The organism is Streptomyces sp. NPDC048411 (genome assembly GCF_040704695.1).
Lineage (GTDB): Bacteria > Actinomycetota > Actinomycetes > Streptomycetales > Streptomycetaceae > Streptomyces.
Window position 1 is genome coordinate 1 of the sequence record NZ_JBEZKL010000013.1, and the last position, 21,893, is coordinate 21,893.

At 69.8% G+C, this 21,893-nt stretch carries 18 protein-coding genes and 1 pseudogene; 10 read left to right on the top strand and 9 right to left on the bottom strand.

Going from position 1 to position 21,893, the window contains the following annotated elements; genetic code table 11:
* Together AB0915_RS07475 and AB0915_RS07480 are read right to left on the bottom strand one after the other, a co-directional pair.
* Positions 1-531, bottom strand: a 531-nt coding sequence (locus AB0915_RS07475) for a hypothetical protein (protein ID WP_366690169.1), incomplete at its 3' end; no start/stop codon positions are given.
* A 183-nt stretch (positions 532-714) separates the two neighbouring features.
* The gene (locus AB0915_RS07480) at positions 715-1,479 is read right to left on the bottom strand and encodes a hypothetical protein (protein WP_366690170.1); all 765 of its coding nucleotides are present in this window, start codon (positions 1,477-1,479) and stop codon (positions 715-717) included.
* Between the two features lie 820 nt (positions 1,480-2,299).
* Here AB0915_RS07480 and AB0915_RS07485 point away from each other — a divergent pair.
* From AB0915_RS07485 to AB0915_RS07495, 3 genes are all read left to right on the top strand, one after another.
* Positions 2,300-3,325 carry an SCO0930 family lipoprotein gene (locus AB0915_RS07485; protein WP_366690171.1) on the top strand — a complete coding sequence of 342 codons (1,026 nt, stop codon included), beginning with the start codon at positions 2,300-2,302 and terminating at the stop codon, positions 3,323-3,325.
* Between the two features lie 153 nt (positions 3,326-3,478).
* Complete coding sequence (locus AB0915_RS07490; RefSeq protein WP_366690172.1) at positions 3,479-4,297, top strand: SAM-dependent methyltransferase; 819 nt, start codon at positions 3,479-3,481, stop codon at positions 4,295-4,297.
* Positions 4,294-6,468: an EAL domain-containing protein gene (locus tag AB0915_RS07495; protein WP_366690173.1), complete on the top strand. Its 2,175-nt coding sequence runs from the start codon at positions 4,294-4,296 to the stop codon at positions 6,466-6,468. The genes AB0915_RS07490 and AB0915_RS07495 overlap by 4 nt, the downstream gene beginning before the upstream one ends.
* A gap of 72 nt (positions 6,469-6,540) precedes the next feature.
* Here the strand turns inward: AB0915_RS07495 and AB0915_RS07500 are convergent, their stop codons facing one another.
* Positions 6,541-7,461: a LysR substrate-binding domain-containing protein gene (locus tag AB0915_RS07500; protein ID WP_366690174.1), complete on the bottom strand. Its 921-nt coding sequence runs from the start codon at positions 7,459-7,461 to the stop codon at positions 6,541-6,543.
* Positions 7,462-7,555: 94 nt separating this feature from the next.
* Between AB0915_RS07500 and AB0915_RS07505 the strand changes: the two genes are divergently transcribed.
* From AB0915_RS07505 to AB0915_RS07515, 3 genes are read left to right on the top strand one after another with little or no spacing between them, the layout of a single operon-like run.
* Positions 7,556-8,263: a succinate dehydrogenase gene (locus AB0915_RS07505; RefSeq protein ID WP_366690175.1), complete on the top strand. Its 708-nt coding sequence runs from the start codon at positions 7,556-7,558 to the stop codon at positions 8,261-8,263.
* A gap of 1 nt (position 8,264) precedes the next feature.
* Positions 8,265-10,214: a fumarate reductase/succinate dehydrogenase flavoprotein subunit gene (locus tag AB0915_RS07510; RefSeq protein ID WP_366690176.1), complete on the top strand. Its 1,950-nt coding sequence runs from the start codon at positions 8,265-8,267 to the stop codon at positions 10,212-10,214.
* Complete coding sequence (locus tag AB0915_RS07515; protein ID WP_366138676.1) at positions 10,211-10,957, top strand: succinate dehydrogenase/fumarate reductase iron-sulfur subunit; 747 nt, start codon at positions 10,211-10,213, stop codon at positions 10,955-10,957. The genes AB0915_RS07510 and AB0915_RS07515 overlap by 4 nt, the downstream gene beginning before the upstream one ends.
* Before the next feature lie 23 nt (positions 10,958-10,980).
* On the opposite strand, the gene AB0915_RS07520 is transcribed toward AB0915_RS07515, so the two are convergent.
* Entirely contained in the window at positions 10,981-13,404 is a 2,424-nt protein-coding gene (locus AB0915_RS07520; RefSeq protein ID WP_366690177.1) for an excinuclease ABC subunit UvrA, read from the bottom strand.
* Positions 13,405-13,661: 257 nt separating this feature from the next.
* Between AB0915_RS07520 and AB0915_RS07525 the strand changes: the two are divergent.
* Positions 13,662-13,862: pseudogene (locus AB0915_RS07525) on the top strand (hypothetical protein); the annotation flags it as partial.
* A 15-nt stretch (positions 13,863-13,877) separates the two neighbouring features.
* Here AB0915_RS07525 and AB0915_RS07530 read toward each other — a convergent pair.
* The gene (locus AB0915_RS07530; protein ID WP_366690249.1) at positions 13,878-14,093 is read right to left on the bottom strand and encodes a dodecin; all 216 of its coding nucleotides are present in this window, start codon (positions 14,091-14,093) and stop codon (positions 13,878-13,880) included.
* A 199-nt stretch (positions 14,094-14,292) separates the two neighbouring features.
* Here AB0915_RS07530 and AB0915_RS07535 point away from each other — a divergent pair, with 199 nt between their 5' ends.
* The 3 genes from AB0915_RS07535 to AB0915_RS07545 all read left to right on the top strand — a co-directional run bounded on the left by AB0915_RS07535 (position 14,293) and on the right by AB0915_RS07545 (position 17,459).
* Positions 14,293-15,549 (top strand): extracellular solute-binding protein, encoded by a 1,257-nt coding sequence (locus tag AB0915_RS07535; protein ID WP_366690178.1) that lies wholly within the window; start codon positions 14,293-14,295, stop codon positions 15,547-15,549.
* 198 nt (positions 15,550-15,747) lie between these two features.
* Positions 15,748-16,605 carry a GNAT family N-acyltransferase gene (locus AB0915_RS07540; protein ID WP_366690179.1) on the top strand — a complete coding sequence of 286 codons (858 nt, stop codon included), beginning with the start codon at positions 15,748-15,750 and terminating at the stop codon, positions 16,603-16,605.
* Positions 16,602-17,459, top strand: a complete 858-nt coding sequence (locus AB0915_RS07545) for a lysophospholipid acyltransferase family protein (RefSeq protein WP_366690180.1) — start codon at positions 16,602-16,604, stop codon at positions 17,457-17,459. The genes AB0915_RS07540 and AB0915_RS07545 overlap by 4 nt, the downstream gene beginning before the upstream one ends.
* Here the strand turns inward: AB0915_RS07545 and egtD are convergent.
* The 4 genes from egtD to egtA are packed head-to-tail and all read right to left on the bottom strand — an operon-like array spanning position 17,402 to position 21,784.
* Complete coding sequence (gene egtD, locus AB0915_RS07550; RefSeq protein WP_366690181.1) at positions 17,402-18,364, bottom strand: L-histidine N(alpha)-methyltransferase; 963 nt, start codon at positions 18,362-18,364, stop codon at positions 17,402-17,404. The genes AB0915_RS07545 and egtD overlap by 58 nt on opposite strands.
* Positions 18,361-19,116, bottom strand: a complete 756-nt coding sequence (gene egtC, locus AB0915_RS07555) for an ergothioneine biosynthesis protein EgtC (protein ID WP_366690182.1) — start codon at positions 19,114-19,116, stop codon at positions 18,361-18,363. The genes egtD and egtC overlap by 4 nt, the downstream gene beginning before the upstream one ends.
* Positions 19,116-20,450, bottom strand: coding sequence for an ergothioneine biosynthesis protein EgtB (egtB, locus tag AB0915_RS07560; protein ID WP_366690183.1), 1,335 nt, complete (start codon positions 20,448-20,450; stop codon positions 19,116-19,118). Before egtB ends, egtC begins: the two co-directional genes overlap by 1 nt.
* The gene (gene egtA / locus AB0915_RS07565) at positions 20,447-21,784 is read right to left on the bottom strand and encodes an ergothioneine biosynthesis glutamate--cysteine ligase EgtA (protein WP_366690184.1); all 1,338 of its coding nucleotides are present in this window, start codon (positions 21,782-21,784) and stop codon (positions 20,447-20,449) included. Before egtA ends, egtB begins: the two co-directional genes overlap by 4 nt.
* Between the last annotated feature and the right edge of the window lie 109 nt (positions 21,785-21,893).

The window sequence follows — 21,893 nt, forward strand, 5'->3', positions numbered from 1 at the left end:
CGTACCTCCGGGGCTTCGTCCGCCGCGCGGGCGGCGTCCCACACCAGGGCGCGGGCCGGTGGTCGCGGCCACGGCCACTGCCGTGCCGCCGACCAATTGCGCGGCATTCATCCGGCCGATGCCGCCGAGATCACCCTGTACACCGTTCGGCGCGATCGCCGTGGAGCCGGGGGTAGAGGCGGAGATCGCGAGATCGATCTCCGCCGTGGAGGTCGGCGATGTATTGCAAATGAACGACACTTCATAGGAAGCGCCGGGTTTTGCATCCCAGTCGACCGTGGCCGAGGCGCTGCCTCCTCTGGGAATAGTGACGCTGTCGAAGATGCCCGAGCTGGCCGTTGCTGTTGTTAGGCACCCCCGTGCGGCCAGGGTGACCTGGCCGCCCGGCGCGATCACCGACGGAGCAACGGTGTATCCGGTCGCGCGCGGCGCGCCCCCCGACGTCACGGCGTACGCGGTCGCAGCCGGAGCGGTCAGGGCGAGAGTGGCGGCGCCGAGCAGGGCGACGGGTGCGACACCTATGGTGCGCATGATGAATCCTCCAGTTCCCCGAGGAGCAACTGCGGAACGAATATCCACAAAGCATCAAATATGCACCTCGATGGAGGAAACGTTAGAAGTGCTGTATATCGCTCGCGATCGGGGACAGGCGAATGGGGCACCGGTGTCCCCCGGGCGGCGCACCAACGGGACGTCAGGCCGTCAGGGCGCCGGTCAGCCCGACACGTTGGGAAAGAGGTCGAGGAACGGCGCGGCTGTGGCCGAGATGCCGCGGCCGAAGGGGGAGTCGAAGTCCCAGATCAGGAAGAGCAGGAAGGCGATGAGCACACTGAACAGCCCGGCCAGCAGGAGTTCCCGGAATGTTCGGCGGATCTGCAGGGTGAAGATCAGCCCGACGGTCACCAGCGCCCCGGTGATCAGACCGAACCAGACCACGCCCGGCATCGTGGCGCCGGCGCTCTGGGCGCGGGCACTGCGTGCATCGTCGGCCGCGGCGACCTGGTCGACCAGTGGCTGATACGCCTGCCCTTCGTGGTCGTTCCTCGGCCGGTAGTCGGTGACGTCGGCACGTACCCGGCCGAGGAGTTCGGCACCCTTGTCGGTGAGGCTTCCGTGCTCCGTCATCGCCCTCCACTCGTCGTGGACGACATGACCGACGTACGCGTCGACGTCGGCGCGGATCCGGGTACGCACCTCGGCGGGGTAGACCGACGAGCGGGCGTTCACCTCGTGCAAGGCCTGGGCCTCCTGGCGGACGTACTCCTGGGCGGCGCTGCGCCCCTCCCAGACGCCCGCGATGGCGAGGCCGAGCACGATGGCGTACACCACGCCGATCATCATCGTCATGTATTCGATGACGTCAGGGGTTTCGGACGGGTCGTCGTCCTCCCCGACACGGCGATTCTTGAGGACGGCGATGGTGAGCACGACGGCGCAGGCCGCGGCCATGGCGAGGGTGAGAACGAGCCATTCCGACATGGGCTTCTCCGTAGGTCATCGGGAGCGGGGACGTAGCACGGCGACGGCGAACACTGCGGGAGCGGTGATCAGCAAGGTGAGGGTGACCAGGGAGGGACCTCGCTGGGGGACCTTGCGGGGCGGCTTGCGGTAGGTGGGGATCGCCACTGGCTTGGGCGGGGGTGGCGTGGGGCGTACGGAGGGCGTGGGCTCCGGAGGAGGCGGTGTGGGCGCCGGTGGTGGTGGCGGCGGGGGCGCCGGTGCCCGGGGTGGTGGCGGAGGGGGAGGTGGAGGCGGCGGGGGTGGTGGTGGCGGAGGAGGCGGGGGAGGGGGAGTCGGCGGTGGGGGTGTCGGCCGCGGGGTCGGTCTGGGCGCCGGGCCCGCCTGGCAATGACCGTCGTCCGATGTGGCGACCGCCGAGTTCCCGCCGCCGTCCCCGATCGAGGCGTACGAGCAGTTGTCGGCCACCGCGGGCACCGGGGCGGTCAGGAGCCAGCTGAGTGCGACGGCTGCGGTGAGCCGCCCGAAGAGGGATCCGTACACGACGGGGAGCATGTTCCGGCCGGTCGGACGGCACGCGGACCACGGTCCTGATTCCCCTGATGGAGGGGACCTGGGGCGCTGAGGGTTTGCGGATCGGGAAAATTCTGCGAACGCGTTGAACAAAGAAGCTCCGACCGCCCGTACCTGGTGCCGTGACCGGCAATGTTTGCCCGATGAGGAGCGTCGTCCGGAGTGTGCGTGCTGGCCGGGCGACGGGGCAAAGCTTGCCGGGAGGGGCACTGGGCCATGAACGACGCGGTCTCGCGTCACAACGGGCGTTAGAAGCACGGAAGTTGGCGTGCCCGCCTGGCGGAACGCCTCGCGTGCGGTCACCGCGGCAGCCCTGTTGGCGCTGACGACGGCGTGCGGTCAGGAGCAGGGCACGGATTCACCCAACGGTCAGAACGTCGGCAATGCCAGCCCGGCCGGTCAGGCGGGCAGCGGCTACGGCGCGGGCAACGGATACGGCTCCGGCAGCGACTACGGATCCGATTCCGGGGCCCAGGCGGGCAAGTCCAAGCAGGCGGGACAGCTCGCGGTATGGGACAGCAAGAAACTCGGCAAGGTCGTGACGGACAGCGAGGGATTCACTCTCTACCGTTTCGACAAGGACACCGCGAGCCCGCCGAAGTCGAATTGTGAGGGCGACTGCGCGAAGACCTGGCCGGTCGTTCCCGCGGGCGATGTGACGGCCGCCGCCGGTATCGATGGAGCCCTGATCGGCAAAGTCATCCGTGCGGACGGCACCCGGCAACTCGCCATTGCGGGGTGGCCGATGTGCCGGTACGCCAAGGACACCAAGCCCGGAGACGCCCGTGGTCAGGGAGTGGGAGGCACGTGGTTCGCCTCTGCGCCGGACGGCAAGAAGGCCGCGTCGAACGCCGACGGTCCGAGCGGTGGTGAGCAGGCTGATCTCGCCGGGCTTTCGGTCCGCAAGGACCCGAAACTCGGAGGCATCGTCGTCGACAAGCGCGGCATGACGGTCTACCGGTTCAAGAAGGACACGGCATGGCCGATGAAGTCGGCCTGCATCGGAGCCTGCCTCTCGAAGTGGCCGGTTGTCGCCCCGTTGGCCAAGAATGATGTGAAGGGTGTGACTACCAAGGGCTTTGTCACTTTCCATCGCCCCGACGGTCTCAAGCAGCAGGCCGTCGACTGCTGGCCCCTCTATACCTTCTCCGGTGACGCGAAGCCGGGTGACACCAACGGCCAGGGTGTCGGGGGTACATGGTACGCGTGTCCCTCGACGCAAAGCTCGTCGGCGCCCCGAAGTAGCCCCACAACAGCCGTTCCTGACCGGCCCGTCGCTGAATGTCACCGATAGCGACGGGCCGGTTGCACATGCCACTGGTGTGTGACCAATAACGGACCGCTAATTTCCGTTTCCGCTCGCTCTCCTGGCGGTCGGTCAGTAGCCTCTGGTCAACACTGACCATGAACATGGCCGGATCGCCGTGGCGACTTGTTGGAGACATCGATGGAGCGTCCCGCCTGGGCACCGCAAGGCATTGACATTTCAGTGCCGAGCGTTTCACGCATGTATGACTTCTATCTGGGCGGATCGCACAATTTCGAGGTGGACCGGGAAGCGGCCCGCAAGGCCATGGAGTTCATGCCGGGACTCCCCAAGATCATGCAGGCCAATCGTGCCTTTATGCGCAGGGCAGTGCGCCATGCGGTGAGTGAAGGTGTCACTCAGTTCCTGGACATCGGTTCCGGCATACCGACCTTCGGCAATGTCCACGAAGTCGCCCAGGCCGCGGACCCGGAGGCGCGGGTGGCGTATGTCGACCACGACCCCGTTGCGGTCGCGCACAGCCAGGCGGTACTCGAAGGAAACGATCGCGCGGTCATCGCCACCGCCGATCTGCGTCGCCCGCAGGAGATTCTGAAGAGTCCCGAAGTCAGCGAACTCCTCGACCTGGAACGCCCGGTGGCGCTGCTGCTCGTCGCCGTCCTCCACTTCATCGAGGACGCCGACGACCCGCAGGCAGCCGTTGCCGCCCTGAGCGAGTCACTCGCCCCCGGCAGCCTGCTCGTCATCACCCACGCCTCGTACGAGGGCATCCCGCTCACCAGGGAGGAGGCGGGCGGTGCGGTCGGTGTCTACCGGAACATCCGCAACCCACTGATCATGCGGTCACGCGACGAGGTCAGCCGGTTCTTCGACGGGTACGAGATGGTCGAGCCCGGGCTCGTGGCCATGCCCAACTGGCGTCCCGAGACCCCCGCGGTGCATGAGCAGGAAGACCCGTATGCCTTCTCGGGCTTCGGCGGAGTGGGACGCAAGGCGTGAGCATTCCCGCCCAAGCGTCCGAAGCACCGGACGCGGAGCCCGACGACGCCGAGGACCGGCTCCGGAGATTCGCCACCATCTGGAGCCGGGCCATCTTCCCCTCGACGGCCACTTCCATGACCCGTCCGGAGTTCGAACAGCATCTGCTGCCGCTGGCCCGCAGGTTGAGCGACATCCTGCACGCGCGTCCCTTCGACCCGGCGCCCGCCAACAAGGTGGGAGCCGCGCTCGTCGCCGCGCACTGCACGGACCCGGACGCGCTCAGCTCCACGCTCGGCGTCGTCGACTCGTACCTGGTGCTCTACTGCGGCGGCAACGGCCCGGTGACCCTGTCGACTGAGGACAGCAGGGCCCGCTGTGCCCGCATGCAGCACGCCCTGGCGGCCGGCTTCACCCAGGCGCTGCGCGAGCGGACCCTGGCCGAACAGGAGGCCATCGCCCGCTCGGCGCTCACCGCCCGCTCCAACGCCGAGCAGGCCTTGCACGCCACCGAGGCGCGGTTCCGTGCCGTCTTCAAGGACGCGGCCATCGGCATCGGGATCGCCGACCTGGAAGGCAATGTGCTGGAGGTCAACGACACGCTGACCCGGATGTTCGGCGGCCTCGACCACCATGTCCGCAGCCACAAGGTCAACGAGTGGGTCCACCCCGAGGACTCGCCGCACGTGTGGAAGTACTACGAGGAGCTGGTACGCGGCGAACGCGAGCACTATCGCGTCGAGAAGCCGTACTACCGCAATGACGGCACCGTCCTGTGGACCAACCTCACGGTGTCGCTGCTCCGCGACCCCGAGGGCCGGCCGCAGTACCAGCTGGCGCTCATGGAGGACACCACGGAGCGCAGGCTGCTGAATCTGCGGCTGCGGTACGAGGCGACCCACGACGCGCTCACCGGCCTGCCCAACCGCACGCTGTTCTTCGAGCGGCTGGAGAAGGCGCTCTCCGCCGACGACGGCAGCCGCTTCGGGCTCTGCTACCTCGACCTCGACGGCTTCAAGGCGATCAACGACAGCCTGGGCCACGCGGCGGGCGACCGGCTGCTCGTCGAGGTCGCCGACCGGCTGCAGAGCTGTGCGACCGCGCCGGGCGAGATGGTGGCACGGCTCGGCGGCGACGAGTTCGTGGCGCTGACCACCGGCCCGCACACCGAGTCGGAGGTCGACGAACTGGCCTCCCGGATCCTCGGTGTGCTCGCCACGCCGATCCGGCTCGACGGCCGCGAACTGACCGTACGAGGCTCCATCGGCGTCGTCGAGGGACCGGCGGGCGAACGCAGCGCCGCCGAGGTGCTGCGCAGCGCCGACATCACGATGTACCGGGCCAAGTCGGCCGGCGGCAACCGCTTCGAATTCGCCGACGCCGAGGCGGACGCCCGCGCCATCACCCGGCACGGGCTGACCACCGCGCTGCCCGCCGCCCTGGAGCGCGGCGAGTTCTTCATCGAGTACCAGCCGCTCGTGCACCTCGGCGACGGCACGGTCCACGGCGCCGAGGCCCTGGTGCGCTGGTGCCATCCGCAGCACGGGGTGCTCGGGCCGGACCGATTCATTCCGCTCGCCGAGCACACCGGGCTGATCGTGCCGCTCGGGCGGTGGGTGCTGGAGGAGTCCGTACGGCAGGCCAACTTCTGGAAGGAGCGGCACAGCGACGGGGGTCCGCTGCGGATCAACGTCAACCTCTCGCCGACCCAGCTGCACCATCCGCGGCTGGTCACCGAGATCGTGGACGTGCTGGAATGCTCGGGTCTCGAGCCGGGAGCGCTGTGCCTGGAGGTCACCGAGTCCGCGCTCATCGGAGCCGACGACGACCTGCTCAAGCCGCTGCGGCAACTGGCCGAGATGGGTGTCGACATAGCGCTCGACGACTTCGGTACAGGCTACTCGAACCTGGCCAATCTGCGTCGGCTGCCGGTGAGCGTGCTGAAGCTGGACCGTTCCTTCACCCAGGGCATGCAGCAGCACCCGGCCGACCCGGTCGACCTGAAGATCGTCGAGGGGATCGTCTCGCTGGCGCACAGCCTGGACCTGGCGGTCACGGTGGAGGGTGTCGAGACGGGAGCGCAGGCGGAGCAGCTCCGGAAGCTCGGCTGCGACACGGCCCAGGGGTGGTACTACGCGCGGCCCGGGGCGCCTGACCGGATCCACTCCTTGCTGCTGGCCGACGCGGTCTGAGAGCCTGTCGGCCGCCCGATCAGAGGTCGCCCGACAGGCTCTGAGCGGGGCGGCCCGGCACCGGTTCCGTCCTCAGCTTCCGGACGGGCTCGATTTCCCGAGCCCGTCCGTCCGGCTGGCCAGCAGTACCCGCTGGAGCTCCCGAGCCGCCCGCGGAGGCGCCACGTCACTGCGGTGCGCCAGCGCGATGGTGCGCCGCAGCCCCGGCGGGGCCAGTCGTGTCGTCCGCAGGTCGTGCCCCGCCCGGGTCGCCACCATGCTGGGCACCACCGCCACTCCCAGTCCCGCCCGTACGAAACCGAGCACCGCGTCCATCTCGCCGCCCTCCACGGTGAACGACGGCTCGAAGCCCTCCGCCCGGCACGCGGCCACGGTCAGCTCCCGCAGGTCGTAGCCGTGCCGGAACATCACCAGCGGCTCGCCCTGCAGATCCGCGATCCGCACGCTTGTGCCCTTCCCCGGTCGTGGAGTTTCCGCCGCCGACACCACCACCAGGTCCTCCTGGAGCAGCTCCACCGTGGTCAGCGCAGGCGAGGCGGCCGGCAGCGGCAGGACCACCAGCGCGAGATCGAGCGCCCCCCGCGCCAGCTCCCGGACGAGGTCGTGCGAGCCGCCTTCCTCCAACAGCAGCTGGATTCCCGGGTGCTGGTCGTGGAACGTGCGCAGTACGTCGGGCAGCAGCCCCGTGCACAGGCTCGGCGTCGCTCCGAGCCTGACCCGGCCCCGGCGCAGCTGGGCCAGCTCCTGCACCTCGTGCCGGGCGGTATCGGCATCCGCCAGGATCCGGCGGGCCAGCGGCAGCAGGGCCTCGCCTGCGTCGGTCAGCGTGATGTTGCCGCGGGCCCGGCTGAACAGCTCCGCCCCCAGCTCGTTCTCCAGCGCCCTGATCTGCTGGGAGAGCGAGGGCTGCGAGACATGCACCTCCTCCGCGGCACGGGTGAAGTGCCGTGTCTCGGCGACGGCCACGAAGTACATGAGCTGCTGAAACTGCATACACCCAGCCTAGCTCGCACCATAGTCAGAGGCTATGGATATGAGCCACACCATGTCTTGGACCGATGGGCCCTGTGGTCGTAGCGTCGTGCCCATGGCACTGGCAACCCGGACGGACCGACGACCGTCCATGACGCGTACGCTCTGGGACTCGTCCGTCGGCAAGAAGACGGTCATGGCCGTGAGCGGCCTGATCATGCTCGGCTACCTGGTCGTCCACATGATCGGCAACCTGAAGATCTTCTTCGGGCCGGGGGAGTTCAACCACTACGCCCACTGGCTGCGGGTCATGGGCGAGCCCTTCCTGCACTACGAGTGGGCCCTGTGGATCGTCCGTGTGGTGCTCGTCGTCGCCGTCGTGGCGCACGCCACCTCCGCGTACCAGCTGAGCCGCCGGGACATCAGGGCGCGCCCCAGCAAGTACGTCCACAAGAAACCCCGCGCGAGCTACGCCACCCGCACCATGCGGTGGGGCGGGATCATCCTCGCCCTGTTCATCGTCTGGCACATCCTCGACCTGACCACCGGCACCGTCCACGCCGGCGGCTTCCAGTCCGGGCACCCGTATCAGAACGTCGTCGACACCTTCTCCACCTGGTACGGCAACGTCATCTACATCGTTGCCATGCTCGCTCTCGGACTCCACGTCCAGCACGGGTTCTGGAGCGCCGCTCAGACCCTCGGCGCGGGCAGGGCGAGCCGCGACCGTGTTCTCAAGACCATCGCCAACGCCCTCGCACTGGTGCTGACGGTGGGCTTCATCTCCGTACCCGTCGCCGTCATGACCGGAGTCGTGAGCTGACATGACCGATTACTCGCACTACGAGACCGGCGCACCCGTCCTCGACACCAAGGCGCCCGAGGGCCCCATCGCCGAACGCTGGGACACCCGCCGCTTCGAGGCCAAGCTCGTCAACCCGGCCAACCGTCGCAAGCACACCGTCATCGTCGTCGGCACCGGTCTGGCCGGCGGATCGGCCGGGGCCACGCTGGCCGAACAGGGCTACCACGTCGTCCAGTTCTGCTTTCAGGACTCTCCCCGCCGCGCCCACTCCGTCGCCGCCCAGGGCGGCATCAACGCCGCGAAGAACTACCGCAACGACGGCGACTCGATCCACCGGCTCTTCTACGACACCGTCAAGGGCGGCGACTTCCGCGCCCGCGAGTCCAATGTCCACCGGCTCGCCCAGATCTCCGTCGAAATCATCGACCAGTGCGTCGCGCAGGGCGTCCCGTTCGCCCGCGAGTACGGCGGCCTCCTCGACAACCGCTCCTTCGGCGGAGTCCAGGTCTCCCGCACGTTCTACGCCCGCGGCCAGACCGGCCAGCAGCTGCTCCTCGGCGCCTACCAGGCACTGTCCCGGCAGATCGCCGCGGGCAACGTCGAACTGCACGCCCGTACCGAGATGCTCGACCTGATCATCGTCGACGGCAAGGCCCGCGGTATCGTCGCGCGTGACCTCGTCACCGGGAAGATCGACACGTACTTCGCCGACGCGGTCGTCCTGGCCAGCGGCGGCTACGGCAACGTCTTCTACCTGTCGACGAATGCCATGAACTCCAACGCCACCGCCATCTGGCGCGCCCACCGGCGCGGAGCGTACTTCGCCAACCCGTGCTTCACCCAGATCCACCCCACCTGTATCCCGCGCACCGGCGACCACCAGTCCAAGCTGACGCTGATGAGCGAGTCGCTGCGCAACGACGGCCGGATCTGGGTGCCCAGGGCGAAGGGCGACACCCGCCCCGCCAACGAGATCCCCGAGGACGAGCGCGACTACTACCTGGAGCGCATCTACCCGGCCTTCGGCAACCTCGTGCCGCGCGACATCGCCTCGCGCGCCGCGAAGAACGTCTGCGACGAGGGCCGTGGCGTCGGCCCCGGCGGACAAGGTGTCTACCTCGACTTCGCTGAGGCCCTCCAGCGCATGGGCCGGGCGAAGGTCGAGGAGAAGTACGGCAACCTCTTCGACATGTACGCGCGGATCACCGCGGAGAACCCGTACGAGACCCCGATGCGCATCTACCCCGCCGTCCACTACACGATGGGCGGACTCTGGGTCGACTACGACCTCCAGACCACGATCCCCGGTCTGTTCGCGATCGGCGAGGCCAACTTCTCCGACCACGGGGCCAACCGGCTCGGCGCCTCGGCACTGATGCAGGGTCTCGCCGACGGTTATTTCGTTCTCCCGTCGACCATCAACGACTACCTGGCTCGCAACCCGCACCACGGCGAGGTCGACGCCTCGCACCCCGCTGTGGAAGAAGCCGTCGCGGAGACCGAGGACCGGCTGAACCTGCTGCTCGCCGTCGACGGCGACCGCACCCCCGACTCCTTCCACCGCGAAATCGGTGAACTCATGTGGGAGTACTGCGGGATGGCCCGCACCGAGGAGGGGCTGCGCAAGGCACTCGGCCGGATCCCGCAGATCCGCGAGGAGTTCTGGCGCCGCATCAAGGTTCCCGGATCCGGCGAGGAGTTCAACCAGTCGCTGGAGAAGGCCAACCGGATCGTCGACTACCTGGAGCTCGCCGAGCTCATGTGTCTCGACGCCCTGCACCGCGCCGAGTCCTGCGGAGGCCACTTCCGCGAGGAGTCGCAGACCCCGGACGGCGAAGCCGCCCGCCGGGACGAAGAGTTCTCGCACGCCGCCGCCTGGGAGTTCACGGCCACCGGCGACGCCCCCGTCCTGCACAAGGAAGACCTCGTCTTCGAATACGTCCACCCCACTCAGCGGAGCTACGCATGAAGCTCACCCTGCGCGTCTGGCGCCAGAAGAACGCCGACGCCCCCGGCGCCATGTCCACCTACCAGGTGGACGGCATCTCGCAGGACATGTCGTTCCTGGAGATGCTCGACACCCTCAACGAGGAGCTCATCCTCGCCGGCGACGATCCCGTCGCCTTCGACCACGACTGCCGCGAAGGCATCTGCGGCGCGTGCAGCCTCGTCATCAACGGCGACGCGCACGGCCCGGAGCGCACCACCACCTGCCAGCTCCACATGCGGTCCTTCGAGGACGGCGACACGATCGACATCGAACCGTGGCGCGCCTCGGCGTTCCCGGTCGTCAAGGACCTGGTCGTGGACCGGTCCGCCTTCGACCGGATCATCCAGGCGGGCGGCTACATCTCCGCCCCGACCGGCACCGCACCCGACGCCCACGCCACCCCCGTGCCCAAGCCCGACGCCGACTTCGCGTTCGAGCACGCCGAGTGCATCGGCTGCGGCGCCTGCGTAGCGGCCTGCCCCAACGGCTCGGCGATGCTCTTCACCTCGGCGAAGATCAACCACCTCAACGTCCTGCCGCAGGGCGCCCCCGAGCGCGAGACGCGGGTGCTCGACATGGTCGAGCAGATGGACAGCGAAGGGTTCGGCGGCTGCACGCTCACCGGAGAGTGCGCCACGGCCTGTCCGAAGGGCATTCCGCTGCCGTCGATCTCGGCGATGAACAAGGAGTGGCTGCGGGCGACCCGGAAGGTCCGACGCTGACGGCCTCCCCACGTGATTGACCGTCAGGTCGACCTGAGAGCGGCCGCCAGGTACGCCGCGGTCCGGCTGTCCGCCGCCCCCGCCACCTCAGCGGGCGTCCCCACCGCGACGATCCGGCCACCCCGGTCGCCGCCTCCGGGGCCGAGGTCGATCACCCAGTCGGCACCCGCGACCACGGCCATGTCGTGCTCCACGACCACCACCGTGCTGCCCGCATCGACCAGCCCGTGCAACTGCCGCATCAGCACCTCGACATCGGCCGGATGCAGTCCTGTCGTCGGTTCGTCGAGCAGATACAGGGTGTGGCCGCGACGGGTGCGCTGCAGCTCGGTGGCGAGCTTGATCCGCTGGGCCTCACCGCCGGACAGCTCCGTCGCCGGCTGGCCCAGCCGCAGGTAGCCGAGCCCCACATCGAGCAGTGTCCCCAGACTGCGCTCGGCGGCGGGTGTCCCGGCGAAGAAGCCGGCCGCCGACTCCACCGTCAGATCCAGCACCTGCGCGATGTTCAGCCCGCGCAGGGTGACCTCCAGCGTCTGCGGGTTGTACCGCGCACCATGGCAGTCCGGGCAGGGTGCGTACGTGCTCGGCAGGAAGAGCAGCTCGACGGAGACGAACCCCTCGCCCTGACAGGTCTCGCACCGCCCGCCCGCCACATTGAACGAGAACCGCCCCGCCCTGTAGCCGCGTTCGCGCGCCGTACCGGTCTCGGTGAACAATTTCCGCACGACATCGAAGAGCCCGGTGTACGTGGCCAGATTGGAGCGCGGGGTACGGCCGATCGGCTTCTGGTCGACCAGGACGAGACGGTCCACCGCCTCCAGCCCCTGCGCCGACGCGCAGCCGGCCGTGGGCCGCTCGACGGGAAGCTCGGTGGTGGCGGACGACTGTCGGTCGGCGAGGGCCCCGGCGAGTACCTGACCGACCAGAGTCGACTTCCCGGAGCCGGAGACCCCGGTGACCGCGGTGAACACCCCGAGCGGGAACGCGGCGTCCACCCCGCGCACATTGTGCCGGTCGACACCGATCAGGTTCAGCCACCCGGAGGGCGTACGCGGCTCCCGGGCAGAAACCGGACCCCCGTCGAAAAGGAACCGCCGCGTCGCCGACTCCACGACGTCCGCGAGTCCGGCCGGGGGACCGCTGTGCAGCACCCGCCCCCCGTGCTCACCGGCCAGCGGCCCCACGTCGACCAGCCAGTCCGCCTGTCGCACCACATCCATCTGGTGCTCCACGACGAAGACCGAGTTCCCGGCCTCCTTCAGCCGGCCGAGGACCGCCAGCAACGACGCGGTGTCCGCCGGGTGCAGACCGGCCGACGGCTCGTCCAGCACATAGACGACCCCGAAAAGCCCCGAGCGCAGCTGGGTGGCGAGCCGCAGCCGCTGCAGCTCGCCGGAGGAAAGCGTCGGAGCCGTGCGGTCGAGACTGAGATAGCCGAGCCCCAGCTCGGTCACCGTCCCGATCCGGGCCAGCAGATCCGTCGTCAGCAGCCGCGCGGTGTCATTGCCGCCCGCAGCCGACAGCACGTCGGCGAGGCGTGCGAGGGGCAGCGAGGCCAGCTCGGCGATCGTACGGCCGGCAAAGGTGACGGCCGTCGCCTCCGGACGTAGCCGAGTGCCGCCACAGACCGGACAGGGGGCGCTGGTCAGGAAGCGCTCGGCCTTGGCCCGCAGGGTGCGGCTCTTGGAGTCCGCGAAGGTGTGCATCACATAGCGCCGCGCACTCATGTACGTGCCCTGGTACGGGCGTTGGATCCGGCCCGCTTCCCGCACCGGGTGGACCGTCACCACCGGATGCTCGTCGGTGAAGAGGATCCACTCCCGGTCCTGCGCGTCCAGCTCTCGCCACGGCCGGTCGATGTCGTACCCCAGTGTGTCCAGCACGTCGCGCAGGTTCTTGCCCTGCCAGGCGCCCGGCCAGGCGGCGATCGCGCCGTCCCGGATCGACAGCGACGCGTCCGGGACGAGAAGTTCCTCGGTGGTGCGGTGGATACGCCCCAGACCGTGGCACTCGGGGCAGGCCCCGGCGGCGGTGTTCGGCGAGAACGCGTCGGAGTCCAGCCGCTCGGCCCCCGCCGGATACTCCCCGGCGCGCGAGAACAGCATCCGCAGCGAGTTGGACAGCGTGGTGACCGTACCGACCGAGGAGCGGGCACCGGGCGCCGAACGCCGCTGCTCCAGCGAGACGGCGGGCGGCAGACCGGTGATCTCGCCGACCTTCGGCGCGCCGACCTGGTGGATGAGCCGCCGTGCGTACGGGGCGACGGACTCGAAGTACCGGCGCTGGGCCTCGGCGTAGATCGTTCCGAAGGCGAGGGAGGACTTCCCGGAGCCCGAGACGCCCGTGAAGACGGTGAGGGTGTCGCGCGGGATGTCGACGTGGACGTCCTGCAGATTGTGCTCACGGGCGCCGCGCACTCGGACGTACGGATCGTGGGGGGTGGGCATGCGCGCGGGACTCCGTACGGATGGGGGCAGGGCCGACAGTTGAGGACAAGCAGTCGGATTCTAGGCGCCGGCGGTGCCTGGGTCTGCAACGCTGACGCCGTTGTTCCCCTCCATACACCCCCAGGTCAGGGAGGGGAACGCCGCCTCCGCTCGCCGGCGGGCGTTGCGCCGTGCCCGCTTGATGGGGCCGGGGACCACCCGGCGGGCGCGCTGGTACGGCCGTCGCCCGGGGCTCACCGGCTGAGAGCGGCTTCCTTGACGACCGTCGCCCGGCCCGCCACACCAAGCTGGAGATCCTGAAGCGGCTGGGCCGGGAGCGTCAGGTGCGGATGCTGGTCGATGACGACGAGCTGGTCTGCGACGCGGCCGAGCCGGCCGGTTTCACCGTGGTGCGAGCTCGCTGGGCAGTGGCCTCACCCGCGTTGAAGGACGCTCAGGAGCGTGCGGGGCGTACCTGACCGCGGCGTACCGCGTCAGGTGGTCTCGTCGAGCCGGAAGCCGACTTTCAGGCCGACCTGGTAGTGCTCGATCCGGCCGCCCTCGATCTGCCCACGCACCTGGGTGACCTCGAACCAGTCGAGATTGTGCAACGTTTCCGCCGCCCTTGCGATGCCCCGGCGGATGGCGTCGTCGACGCCCTCATGGGAGGTTCCTACGATTTCGGTGACCCGATACGTGTTGTTGGACATCATGCGTCCCCTTTCGTCCATACCACGGTGCCCCACTCGGCGCGGGTACGCGAGAGGTCGACGTGGAGAACGCGGCACGAACGGCCCTTGACCAAATGATTGGTCCATACCAAAATCCAGCCACGCCCGTGCGAGCACCGCCCGCATTCCCCCACACCGGGTCCTGATTTCGTCGTGCCCTTTCGCAGAAGGTGACCCAGTGAAGAACCGCGTACTCATAGGAGCCGTCACGCTCGTTTCCACCGTCGCGCTGGGCGGCTGCGGCTACCTCTCGGGCTCGGGCGGCCCCGGCGACAGGACGGTGACGATCTGGCTGATGAAGGACAGTGTTTCCGCCGATTTCCTGGACCGTTTCAAGAAGTCGTACGAAGAGGAACACCCCTCCATCCACCTGGAGTTCAAGATTCAGGGCTGGAGCGGAATCGGCCCCAAGGTGTCCGCGGCCCTGAAGGGCGACGACACCCCGGATGTCATCGAGGTCGGAAACACCCAGGTCGCCCAGTACGCGGAGAGCGGCGGGCTGCGCAATCTGACTCTCGAGTCGATGCGCGATCTCGGCAGCGAGGAATGGCTGCCCGGCCTCGCCGATCCCGGCAGCATCGACGGCGTCCAGTTCGGCATTCCCTGGTACGCGGCCAACCGTGTGGTGATCTACAACAAGGACCTCTTCGAGCAGGCAGGTATCAAGAGCCCGCCGAAGACCCGGAACGAGTGGATCGAGGACAGCCGGCTGCTCAACCGGAACGGCAATCAGGGCATGTATCTCGCGGGCCAGAACTGGTACGTACTCGCGGGATTCATCTGGGACGAGGGCGGCGAGCTGGCCGATGACAAGGGCGGCGACTGGGAGGGGGCTCTCGACACGCCGGCCGCGATCAGAGGCATGGACTTCTACAAGGAGATCCAGTCGTTCGGCGACGGCCCGAAGAACGCCGACGAAGAGCATCCTCCGCAGACCGATGTGTTCGCCAACGGCGATGTCGCGCAGATCATTTCCGTACCGGGCAGCGCCAAGCTCATCGAGCAGAAGAATCCCGAACTCAAGGGAAAGCTCGGCTACTTCCCGATACCGGGCAAGACCGCGAAGAATCCCGGGTCCGTTTTTATCGGCGGCTCCGATCTGATCGTTCCGGAGAAGGCGGACAACGGTGGCGCCGGTCTCGAGGTGATCAAGGCGCTGGCCGGCGCGACGTGGCAGGCGGACCTCGCCAGAACCATGAGCTATGTGCCGAACAAGGCGAGCCTCGCACATGCCATCGAGGGCCAGGAGGGCACCGCCGCGATGGCCGAGGGAGCCCGGCGAGGTCGCGCGACCCCCAACTCGCCGCAGTGGGCGGCGGTCGAGGCCGAGAACCCGATCAAGCCGTACATGTCGGCCGTTCTGCGCGGGGGTGACCCGCTGGCCGAGGCGAAGTCCGCTTCGGAACGGATCACCGCCCGGCTCGCGGGCAGCTGACCGGTCCGGGCCGCCGGGCGGCCCATCGGGTCCGCCCGATCCGCCACCCGACACCTCGGGATTCAGCCGTCGCACATCCAGGCTCTCCACGGCGGTCATGTCGAATCCAGCCGGTCACGGAAGAAGTAAGGGGCCGGGTCGTCGCAGCAGTGCGGCAGCCCGGCAGTCGCCCTTGCCGATCCGTCCCCGGAGACCGCCATGAACGCGCTGCCCACCTCTCCGCTCGTCGCCGGCCCTCTCACATCCACCTCCGTCGCGCCGGAGCAGCCCGCCCCGGCACGGTCCGCAGCTCCCGCGCCGCCGCTCTACCGCGTCTCCCTCGCCGTCACCCAGGACGAGGTGCGGGCCGCCCAGCGGCTGCGCCACCAGGTCTTCGCCGGTGAACTCGGCGCCCGGCTGGACGGGCCGGAACCCGGTCTGGACAGCGACGCCTTCGACGCGTACTGCGATCACCTGCTGGTACGGGAACTCGCGACCGGCGACGTCATCGCCACCTACCGTCTCCTGCCGCCCGACCGGGCCCGCGTCGCCGGACGTCTCTACGCGGAGAGCGAATTCGATCTCGGCCGGCTCGGACCGATCCGCGACGACATGATCGAGGTGGGCCGCTCCTGCGTCCACCCGGCCCACCGGGACGGCGCCGTCATCGCCCTCATCTGGGCGGGGCTCGCCCGCTACATGGAGCGCAGCGGGCGCAACTGGCTGGCCGGCTGCTGCTCGATACCCCTGGCCGACGGCGGCGTTCTGGCCGCAAACTCCTGGGACACCGTACGGGCGAAGTACCTGGCCCCCGAGGAGTACTGGGTCACCCCGCACCGCCTCTGGCAGCCCCATGCCACCACCCCTCCCGGCGGAGCCGCCGGGACCCGCGCGCGCACCGGACTCGCCGCCCTCCCGCCGCTGCTCCGTGGCTACCTCCGGCTCGGTGCCTGGGTCTGCGGGGCGCCCGCACACGACCCCGACTTCAACGTCGCCGACCTCTACGTCCTGCTCTCGCTGCGCCGCACCGACCCGCGCTACCTGCGCCACTTCCTGTCGCTCGCCCCGCTGACATGAGCGCCTGGCTGCCCACCGCGCCCTGTACGCCGCACGCCTGCGCCGGTCACGACGGCCCGGTGCGCGGCGCCCTCCCGGCCACGGCCCTGCTGCTCGCCGGGTGCACCCTCGTCCTCGCCGGCGCGGTGTGCGCCGCTCCCGTGCTGCTCCTCGGCGCGCGGCAGCGCGACCGGCTGATCCGGTGGTGGGCGTACGCCGTCGTGCGGGCGTTCGGAGTACGGGTTCAGGTGACCGGCGACCCTGCGCCGACGGCCGGGGCGGATCGCGCCGGTGCTCCCGGTGCGCTGGTCGTCGCCAACCACATCTCATGGCTGGACATCCCGCTCGTCGCCGCCGTGTTCCCAGGCCGGATGCTCGCCAAGAGCGAGATCCGGCGCTGGCCGGTACTCGGCCCGCTCGCCGCGCTCGGCGGCACGCTGTTCGTCGAGCGCGACCGGCTGCGGGCACTGCCCACGACCGTGCGCACCATCGCGGGGGCACTGCGCGGCGGGTCACGGGTGGTGGTCTTCCCCGAAGGCAGCACCTGGTGCGGCCGTGGATCCGGTGGCCGGTTCCGGCCCGCTGTGTTCCAGGCGGCGATCGACGCGGACGCCGCGGTCCGTCCGGTACGCATCACCTACCGCACCGCGCGGACGGACGGGCGGGTGGCCGGTGCCGCCGCGTTCGTCGGTGACGATCCACTCACCGCCTCGCTGTGGCGGGTGGTCACGGCGGCCGGGCTGACCGCCGAGATCCGCGTCCTGCCGCCGATCCCCGCGGGCACCCGTCCCGGCCGCCGTGCTCTTGCCCGTACCGCTCAGACCGCCGTGGCCAGCGACACCGCGAACCGGTCCGCTGAGTCCGTCCACCACTGAGTCAACGTGAGGCCGGCCGAGGCGAGTTCGCTCCGGATCCCCTCCTTGCGGAACTTCGCCGAGATCTCCGTACGCAGCTCCTCACCCGCCGTGAACGGCACCACCAGATCCAATTCCGGGATCTTCACCGTGAGCGTTCTGCGGGCCCGCAGACGCATCTCGATCCACTCCCGCTTCGGGTCCCACAGCGCCACATGGTCGAAGTCCGCCGGGTCGAAGTCAGCCCCCAACTCCCGGTCGACGACCGTCAGTACGTTCTTGTTGAACGCCGCGGTGACCCCGGCCGCGTCGTCGTACGCCGCGACGAGCGTCTCCTCGTCCTTCACCAGATCGGTGCCGAGCAGCAGCGAGTCGCCGGGCGAGAGTAGCGACCGTACCGACTTCAGGAACACCGCCCGCTCGTCCGGCAGCAGATTGCCGATCGTGCCGCCCAGGAACGCGACGAGCCGCGGGCCCGGCGTGTCCGGCAGGGTGAGCTCATCGGTGAAGTCGGCGATCAGCGCGTGGATCGACAGGTCCGGCCGCTCCGCGAGCAGGGTCCCGGCCGCGCCGCGCAGCGCGCTCTCGCTCACGTCGACCGGCACATAGCTGTGCAACGCGGGCAGCGCATCCAGCAGATGCCGGGTCTTGTCCGACGAGCCGGAACCCAGTTCGACCAGGGTTTGTGCCCCGGATGCCGTGGCGATCCCGGACGCGCGGGCGACCAGGATCTCCCGCTCGGCGCGGGTCGGGTAGTACTCGGGCAGCCGGGTGATCTCCTCGAACAGCTCACTGCCGTGTGCGTCGTAGAACCACTTGGGCGGCAGGGTCTTCGGGTGCCGGGTCAAGCCGTGCAGCACATCGGCGCGCAGCGCCGCGTCCGTCGCGTCCGCCGGCAGGGTGCGGGTCAGCTGAATGGGACTCACTCGGTTGGCTCCTTGAGCGGGGTGAGCAGGACGTCGGTGCAGGTCGCGACAAGCAGGGTGCGGTCGGGGACCGTGCGCCAGTGCGGATCGTCGTCGTACGGCTCCGAGGCCACGACCGCGCTGCGGCCCGGCTCGGTGAGGTACCAGAGGGTGTCTCCCCAGGCCGTCGCCACGATGGTGGTGCCGTCGGTGAGCAGCAGGTTCAGCCGCGAACCGGGCGCCGCCTCCGCGATCTCGCCCACGATGTCCGCGACGGCCTGCGGTATGTCGTCCCCCTGGGCGATCCGGTGCTGCACGAGTGCCCAGACCAGGGCGGAGTCGCAGCGGGCGGTGAGGGTGAGGAGATCGGCCGGGGGCAGCGCGGCGGCGAGCGGCGCCAGCGATCCGGGCCATCCCTTCACCGCACCGTTGTGGCTGAACAGCAGCCGGCCCGAGGCGAACGGCGCGGCCGCCGCCTCGCCGTCCGCCCCCGGCTCGGTGGCGTCGCGTACGGCGGCCAGCAGTGCCGTGCTCCGCACCACCCTGGCCAGATCGGCGAAGGACAAGTCGGCCCAGATGGGCCCCTGGCGCCGGTAGCGACCGGGCACCGGGTCGCCGTCCGCGTACCAGCCCACCCCGAAACCGTCCGCGTTGACGGTCCCGTACTTCTGCTGCCGGGGCTGCCAGGACTGCCGGACCAACGCGCGGGACGGCTGCGCCAGCACCGCTCCGAGCGCAACCGGTGGCCCGACATAAGCAATATGACGGCACATCAGAGACCCCTCGCGGTCCGGAATCCGGAGAAGATCTGGCGCCGCACCGGCAGATCCCAGTTGCGGAACGTGCCCCGGCAGGCCACCGCGTCCACGGCGAACGAACCACCGCGCAGGACCTTGTGGTCGGGCCCGAAGAACACCTCCGAGTACTCCCGGTACGGGAACGCCGCGAAGCCCGGATAGGAGAGGAAGTCGCTCGACGTCCACTCCCACACATCGCCGATCAACTGACGTACGCCGAGAGGCGATTCACCCGCCGCGTACGCGCCCGCCTGCGCCGGACGCAGATGGCGCTGGCCCAGATTGGCCCGGTCCGGGGTCGGGTCCTCGTCGCCCCACGGGTAGCGGCGCGAGCGGCCCGAGCCCGGGTCGTGGCGCGCCGCCTTCTCCCACTCGACTTCGGTGGGCAGTCTGCGCCCCGCCCAGCGGGCGTACGCGTCCGCCTCGTACCAGCTCACATGGAGCACCGGCTCGTCGGCGGGCACCGGCTCGGTCACCCCGAACCGGCGGCGCAGCCACTGCCCGGCGTCCCGGTGCCAGAAGAGTGGGGCGGTCAGCCCGTGCTCGCGGACCATGGCCCACCCCTCCGGCGCCCACCAGCGCCGTTCGGTGTAGCCGCCGTCCTCGATGAAACGCTCGTACGCGCCGCAGGTGACGGGTGTCGTGTCGATGAGGAAAGCGGGGACGTCGCGCACATGGGCGGGCCGTTCATTGTCGAGGGCCCAGGGTTCGGTGGACGTTCCCATGGTGAACGGGCCGCCGGCCACCAGGACCTCGGCGGGCAAGGCGGCCGCGTCGGTGGGCCGCGGCGGTTCCGGTGCGGTGAGTACGGCCGGACCCGACCTCAGCTGATGAGTGATCAGCATCGTCTCGTCGTGCTGCTGTTCGTGCTGGGCGATCATCCCGAAGGCGAAGCCCGCGTCCACGAGCGGGCGGCCGCCGGTCAGGGCGGTGCTGTCGAGGATGTCCAGGGCCCGGCCCCGTACCTCCGCCGCGTAGGAGCGGGCCTCGGCGGGCGGCAGCAGCGGCAGGGACGGACGGCTGGCCCGCGGATGTTCGAAGGCGTCGTACAGCCCGTCGATCTCGGGCCGCATCGGCTCCCGCCCGGCGACGCCCCGTAGCAGCCACAGCTCCTCCTGATTGCCGATGTGCGCGAGATCCCACACCAAGGGCGACATCAACGGTGAATGCTGGGCGGTCAGTTCATGGTCGTCCACGCTGTCGGTGAGGAGCGTGGTGCGTTCCCGCGCGGCGAGGAGCGCCGCAAGAGCGCGCCGGCGGAGCACCTCGGTGTCCAGGCCGGTGGCCGAGGGGGTGGGGGAGTGGGTCATGAGCCTGCCTTCCTTCCCGGTTCCGGACGGAGCGCCACCGCGGGCATCGCATGCACCGCCGGCCTCGACAGCAGTCCGGACAGATCATCGGCCGGACATCGTCCCCGGGCGACATAACGGTCGTGGAAATTCGCCACCGCCTCCTGCACGGCCTCGCTCGCGCCCATCCGGGGCAGCGCTTCGCGGGCCAGCTGGAAGCAGACGGCGGCCACCGCCCGCAGTTCGGGGTCGGCGAGGCCGTCACGGGCGGCGCCGGTCCAGAGCGGGTTGCGGGGTGCCGACTGCGGGCCCGCCGTCTCGGCCAGCGGCTTGACGGTGCGGTACACGGTCTCGGCGGCCCCCGGATCGTCGAACAGAGCGGTGGTGACGGCGAGCGGCACGAGCCATCCGTCGTCACCCGGCTGCGCGTCGATCATGCGCAGTTCGAGATGTCCGCGCGGGCGCACCGGCGGAAAGAGCGTGCTGATGTGGTAGTCGAGATCGGAGCGCACCGGCGGCCGTGGCGCGCCCGTACGGATCCAGTCGCGGAAGGTCAGATCCTCCGGGACGGCCCATGGCCCCTCGCCGCCCCGTATGCACATCACCGGGGTGTCGAGCACATGCGTGGCCCAGGCGTCGCGCGGGGCCAGATGGCCCGGCGGCGCCAGACTCCGTACCGGATCGAGATCCGCCCAGATCGACTGGCGGGTGGACCGCAGCCCCGTCGGCCGGCCGTGCCGGTACGGCGAGTTGGCGAACGCCGCCACCAGCACCGCACCCAGCAGATGCGACAGCTGCCAGCGCCGCCCGTAGCCGAGTGGCCCCGGCTCCTCCTCGCCGGCGTCCAGACAGACCTGGACGGACGCGGTGGTGCACATCATGGCGCGGCCGGCCGTACCCGACCGGTCGAGCGAGACCTCCATGGCGTCGTAGCGGGGCTCGTGCAGCAGACGGTGCGGCGGATGCCAGGGGTCGACGCCGACACCGACCGGCGCGAGGCCCTCCGCGTCGAGCGCGGCACGTACGGCGGCCAGATCGGTGGTCATGGCATCGACGCAGGCCGTCAGGGAGTCGGCGGGGCGCGAGCTGAGCTCCAGCTGGCCGCCGGGTTCGAAGGTGAGTGCCGCACTCAGCGGCAGCGCGCGTACAGCGGCGACAGCCGCGTGGAGACGGTCGTGCGGGACCGGGGTCCGGGGATGGTCACGGTCGTGGATGAGCCATTCGAGCTCGACACCGACCGCGCGGGGCGGGCCCGTCTTGAAGCAGATACATCGCAGCAAATCCTCCGCCTCCCCCTCGCCGAGGGGGAGGTCGTACTCGGCCGGACCGTGGCCGACAGGTGCGTCCGGTGACATTCCGGGGCCTCCTTCTTCGGTGCGTCCGTACCACCCAAACCCGTGCCGGGAGATCGCACAAGAGGGCCCTTGCGCGACAGGAATTCGGTTGCATCCGGGCCTCGGAAGC

Excerpts from the sequence above, each read along its gene's own strand:
- AB0915_RS07480 (WP_366690170.1), bottom strand. The coding sequence starts at position 1,479 with ATGTCGGAATGGCTCGTTCTCACCCTCGCCATGGCCGCGGCCTGCGCC.
- AB0915_RS07490 (WP_366690172.1), top strand. The coding sequence starts at position 3,479 with ATGGAGCGTCCCGCCTGGGCACCGCAAGGCATTGACATTTCAGTGCCG.
- AB0915_RS07500 (WP_366690174.1), bottom strand. The coding sequence starts at position 7,461 with ATGCAGTTTCAGCAGCTCATGTACTTCGTGGCCGTCGCCGAGACACGG.
- AB0915_RS07505 (WP_366690175.1), top strand. The coding sequence starts at position 7,556 with ATGGCACTGGCAACCCGGACGGACCGACGACCGTCCATGACGCGTACG.
- AB0915_RS07510 (WP_366690176.1), top strand. The coding sequence starts at position 8,265 with ATGACCGATTACTCGCACTACGAGACCGGCGCACCCGTCCTCGACACC.
- AB0915_RS07515 (WP_366138676.1), top strand. The coding sequence starts at position 10,211 with ATGAAGCTCACCCTGCGCGTCTGGCGCCAGAAGAACGCCGACGCCCCC.
- AB0915_RS07520 (WP_366690177.1), bottom strand. The coding sequence starts at position 13,404 with ATGCCCACCCCCCACGATCCGTACGTCCGAGTGCGCGGCGCCCGTGAG.
- AB0915_RS07530 (WP_366690249.1), bottom strand. The coding sequence starts at position 14,093 with ATGTCCAACAACACGTATCGGGTCACCGAAATCGTAGGAACCTCCCAT.
- AB0915_RS07540 (WP_366690179.1), top strand. The coding sequence starts at position 15,748 with ATGAACGCGCTGCCCACCTCTCCGCTCGTCGCCGGCCCTCTCACATCC.
- AB0915_RS07545 (WP_366690180.1), top strand. The coding sequence starts at position 16,602 with ATGAGCGCCTGGCTGCCCACCGCGCCCTGTACGCCGCACGCCTGCGCC.
- egtC (WP_366690182.1), bottom strand. The coding sequence starts at position 19,116 with ATGTGCCGTCATATTGCTTATGTCGGGCCACCGGTTGCGCTCGGAGCG.
- egtB (WP_366690183.1), bottom strand. The coding sequence starts at position 20,450 with ATGACCCACTCCCCCACCCCCTCGGCCACCGGCCTGGACACCGAGGTG.
- egtA (WP_366690184.1), bottom strand. The coding sequence starts at position 21,784 with ATGTCACCGGACGCACCTGTCGGCCACGGTCCGGCCGAGTACGACCTC.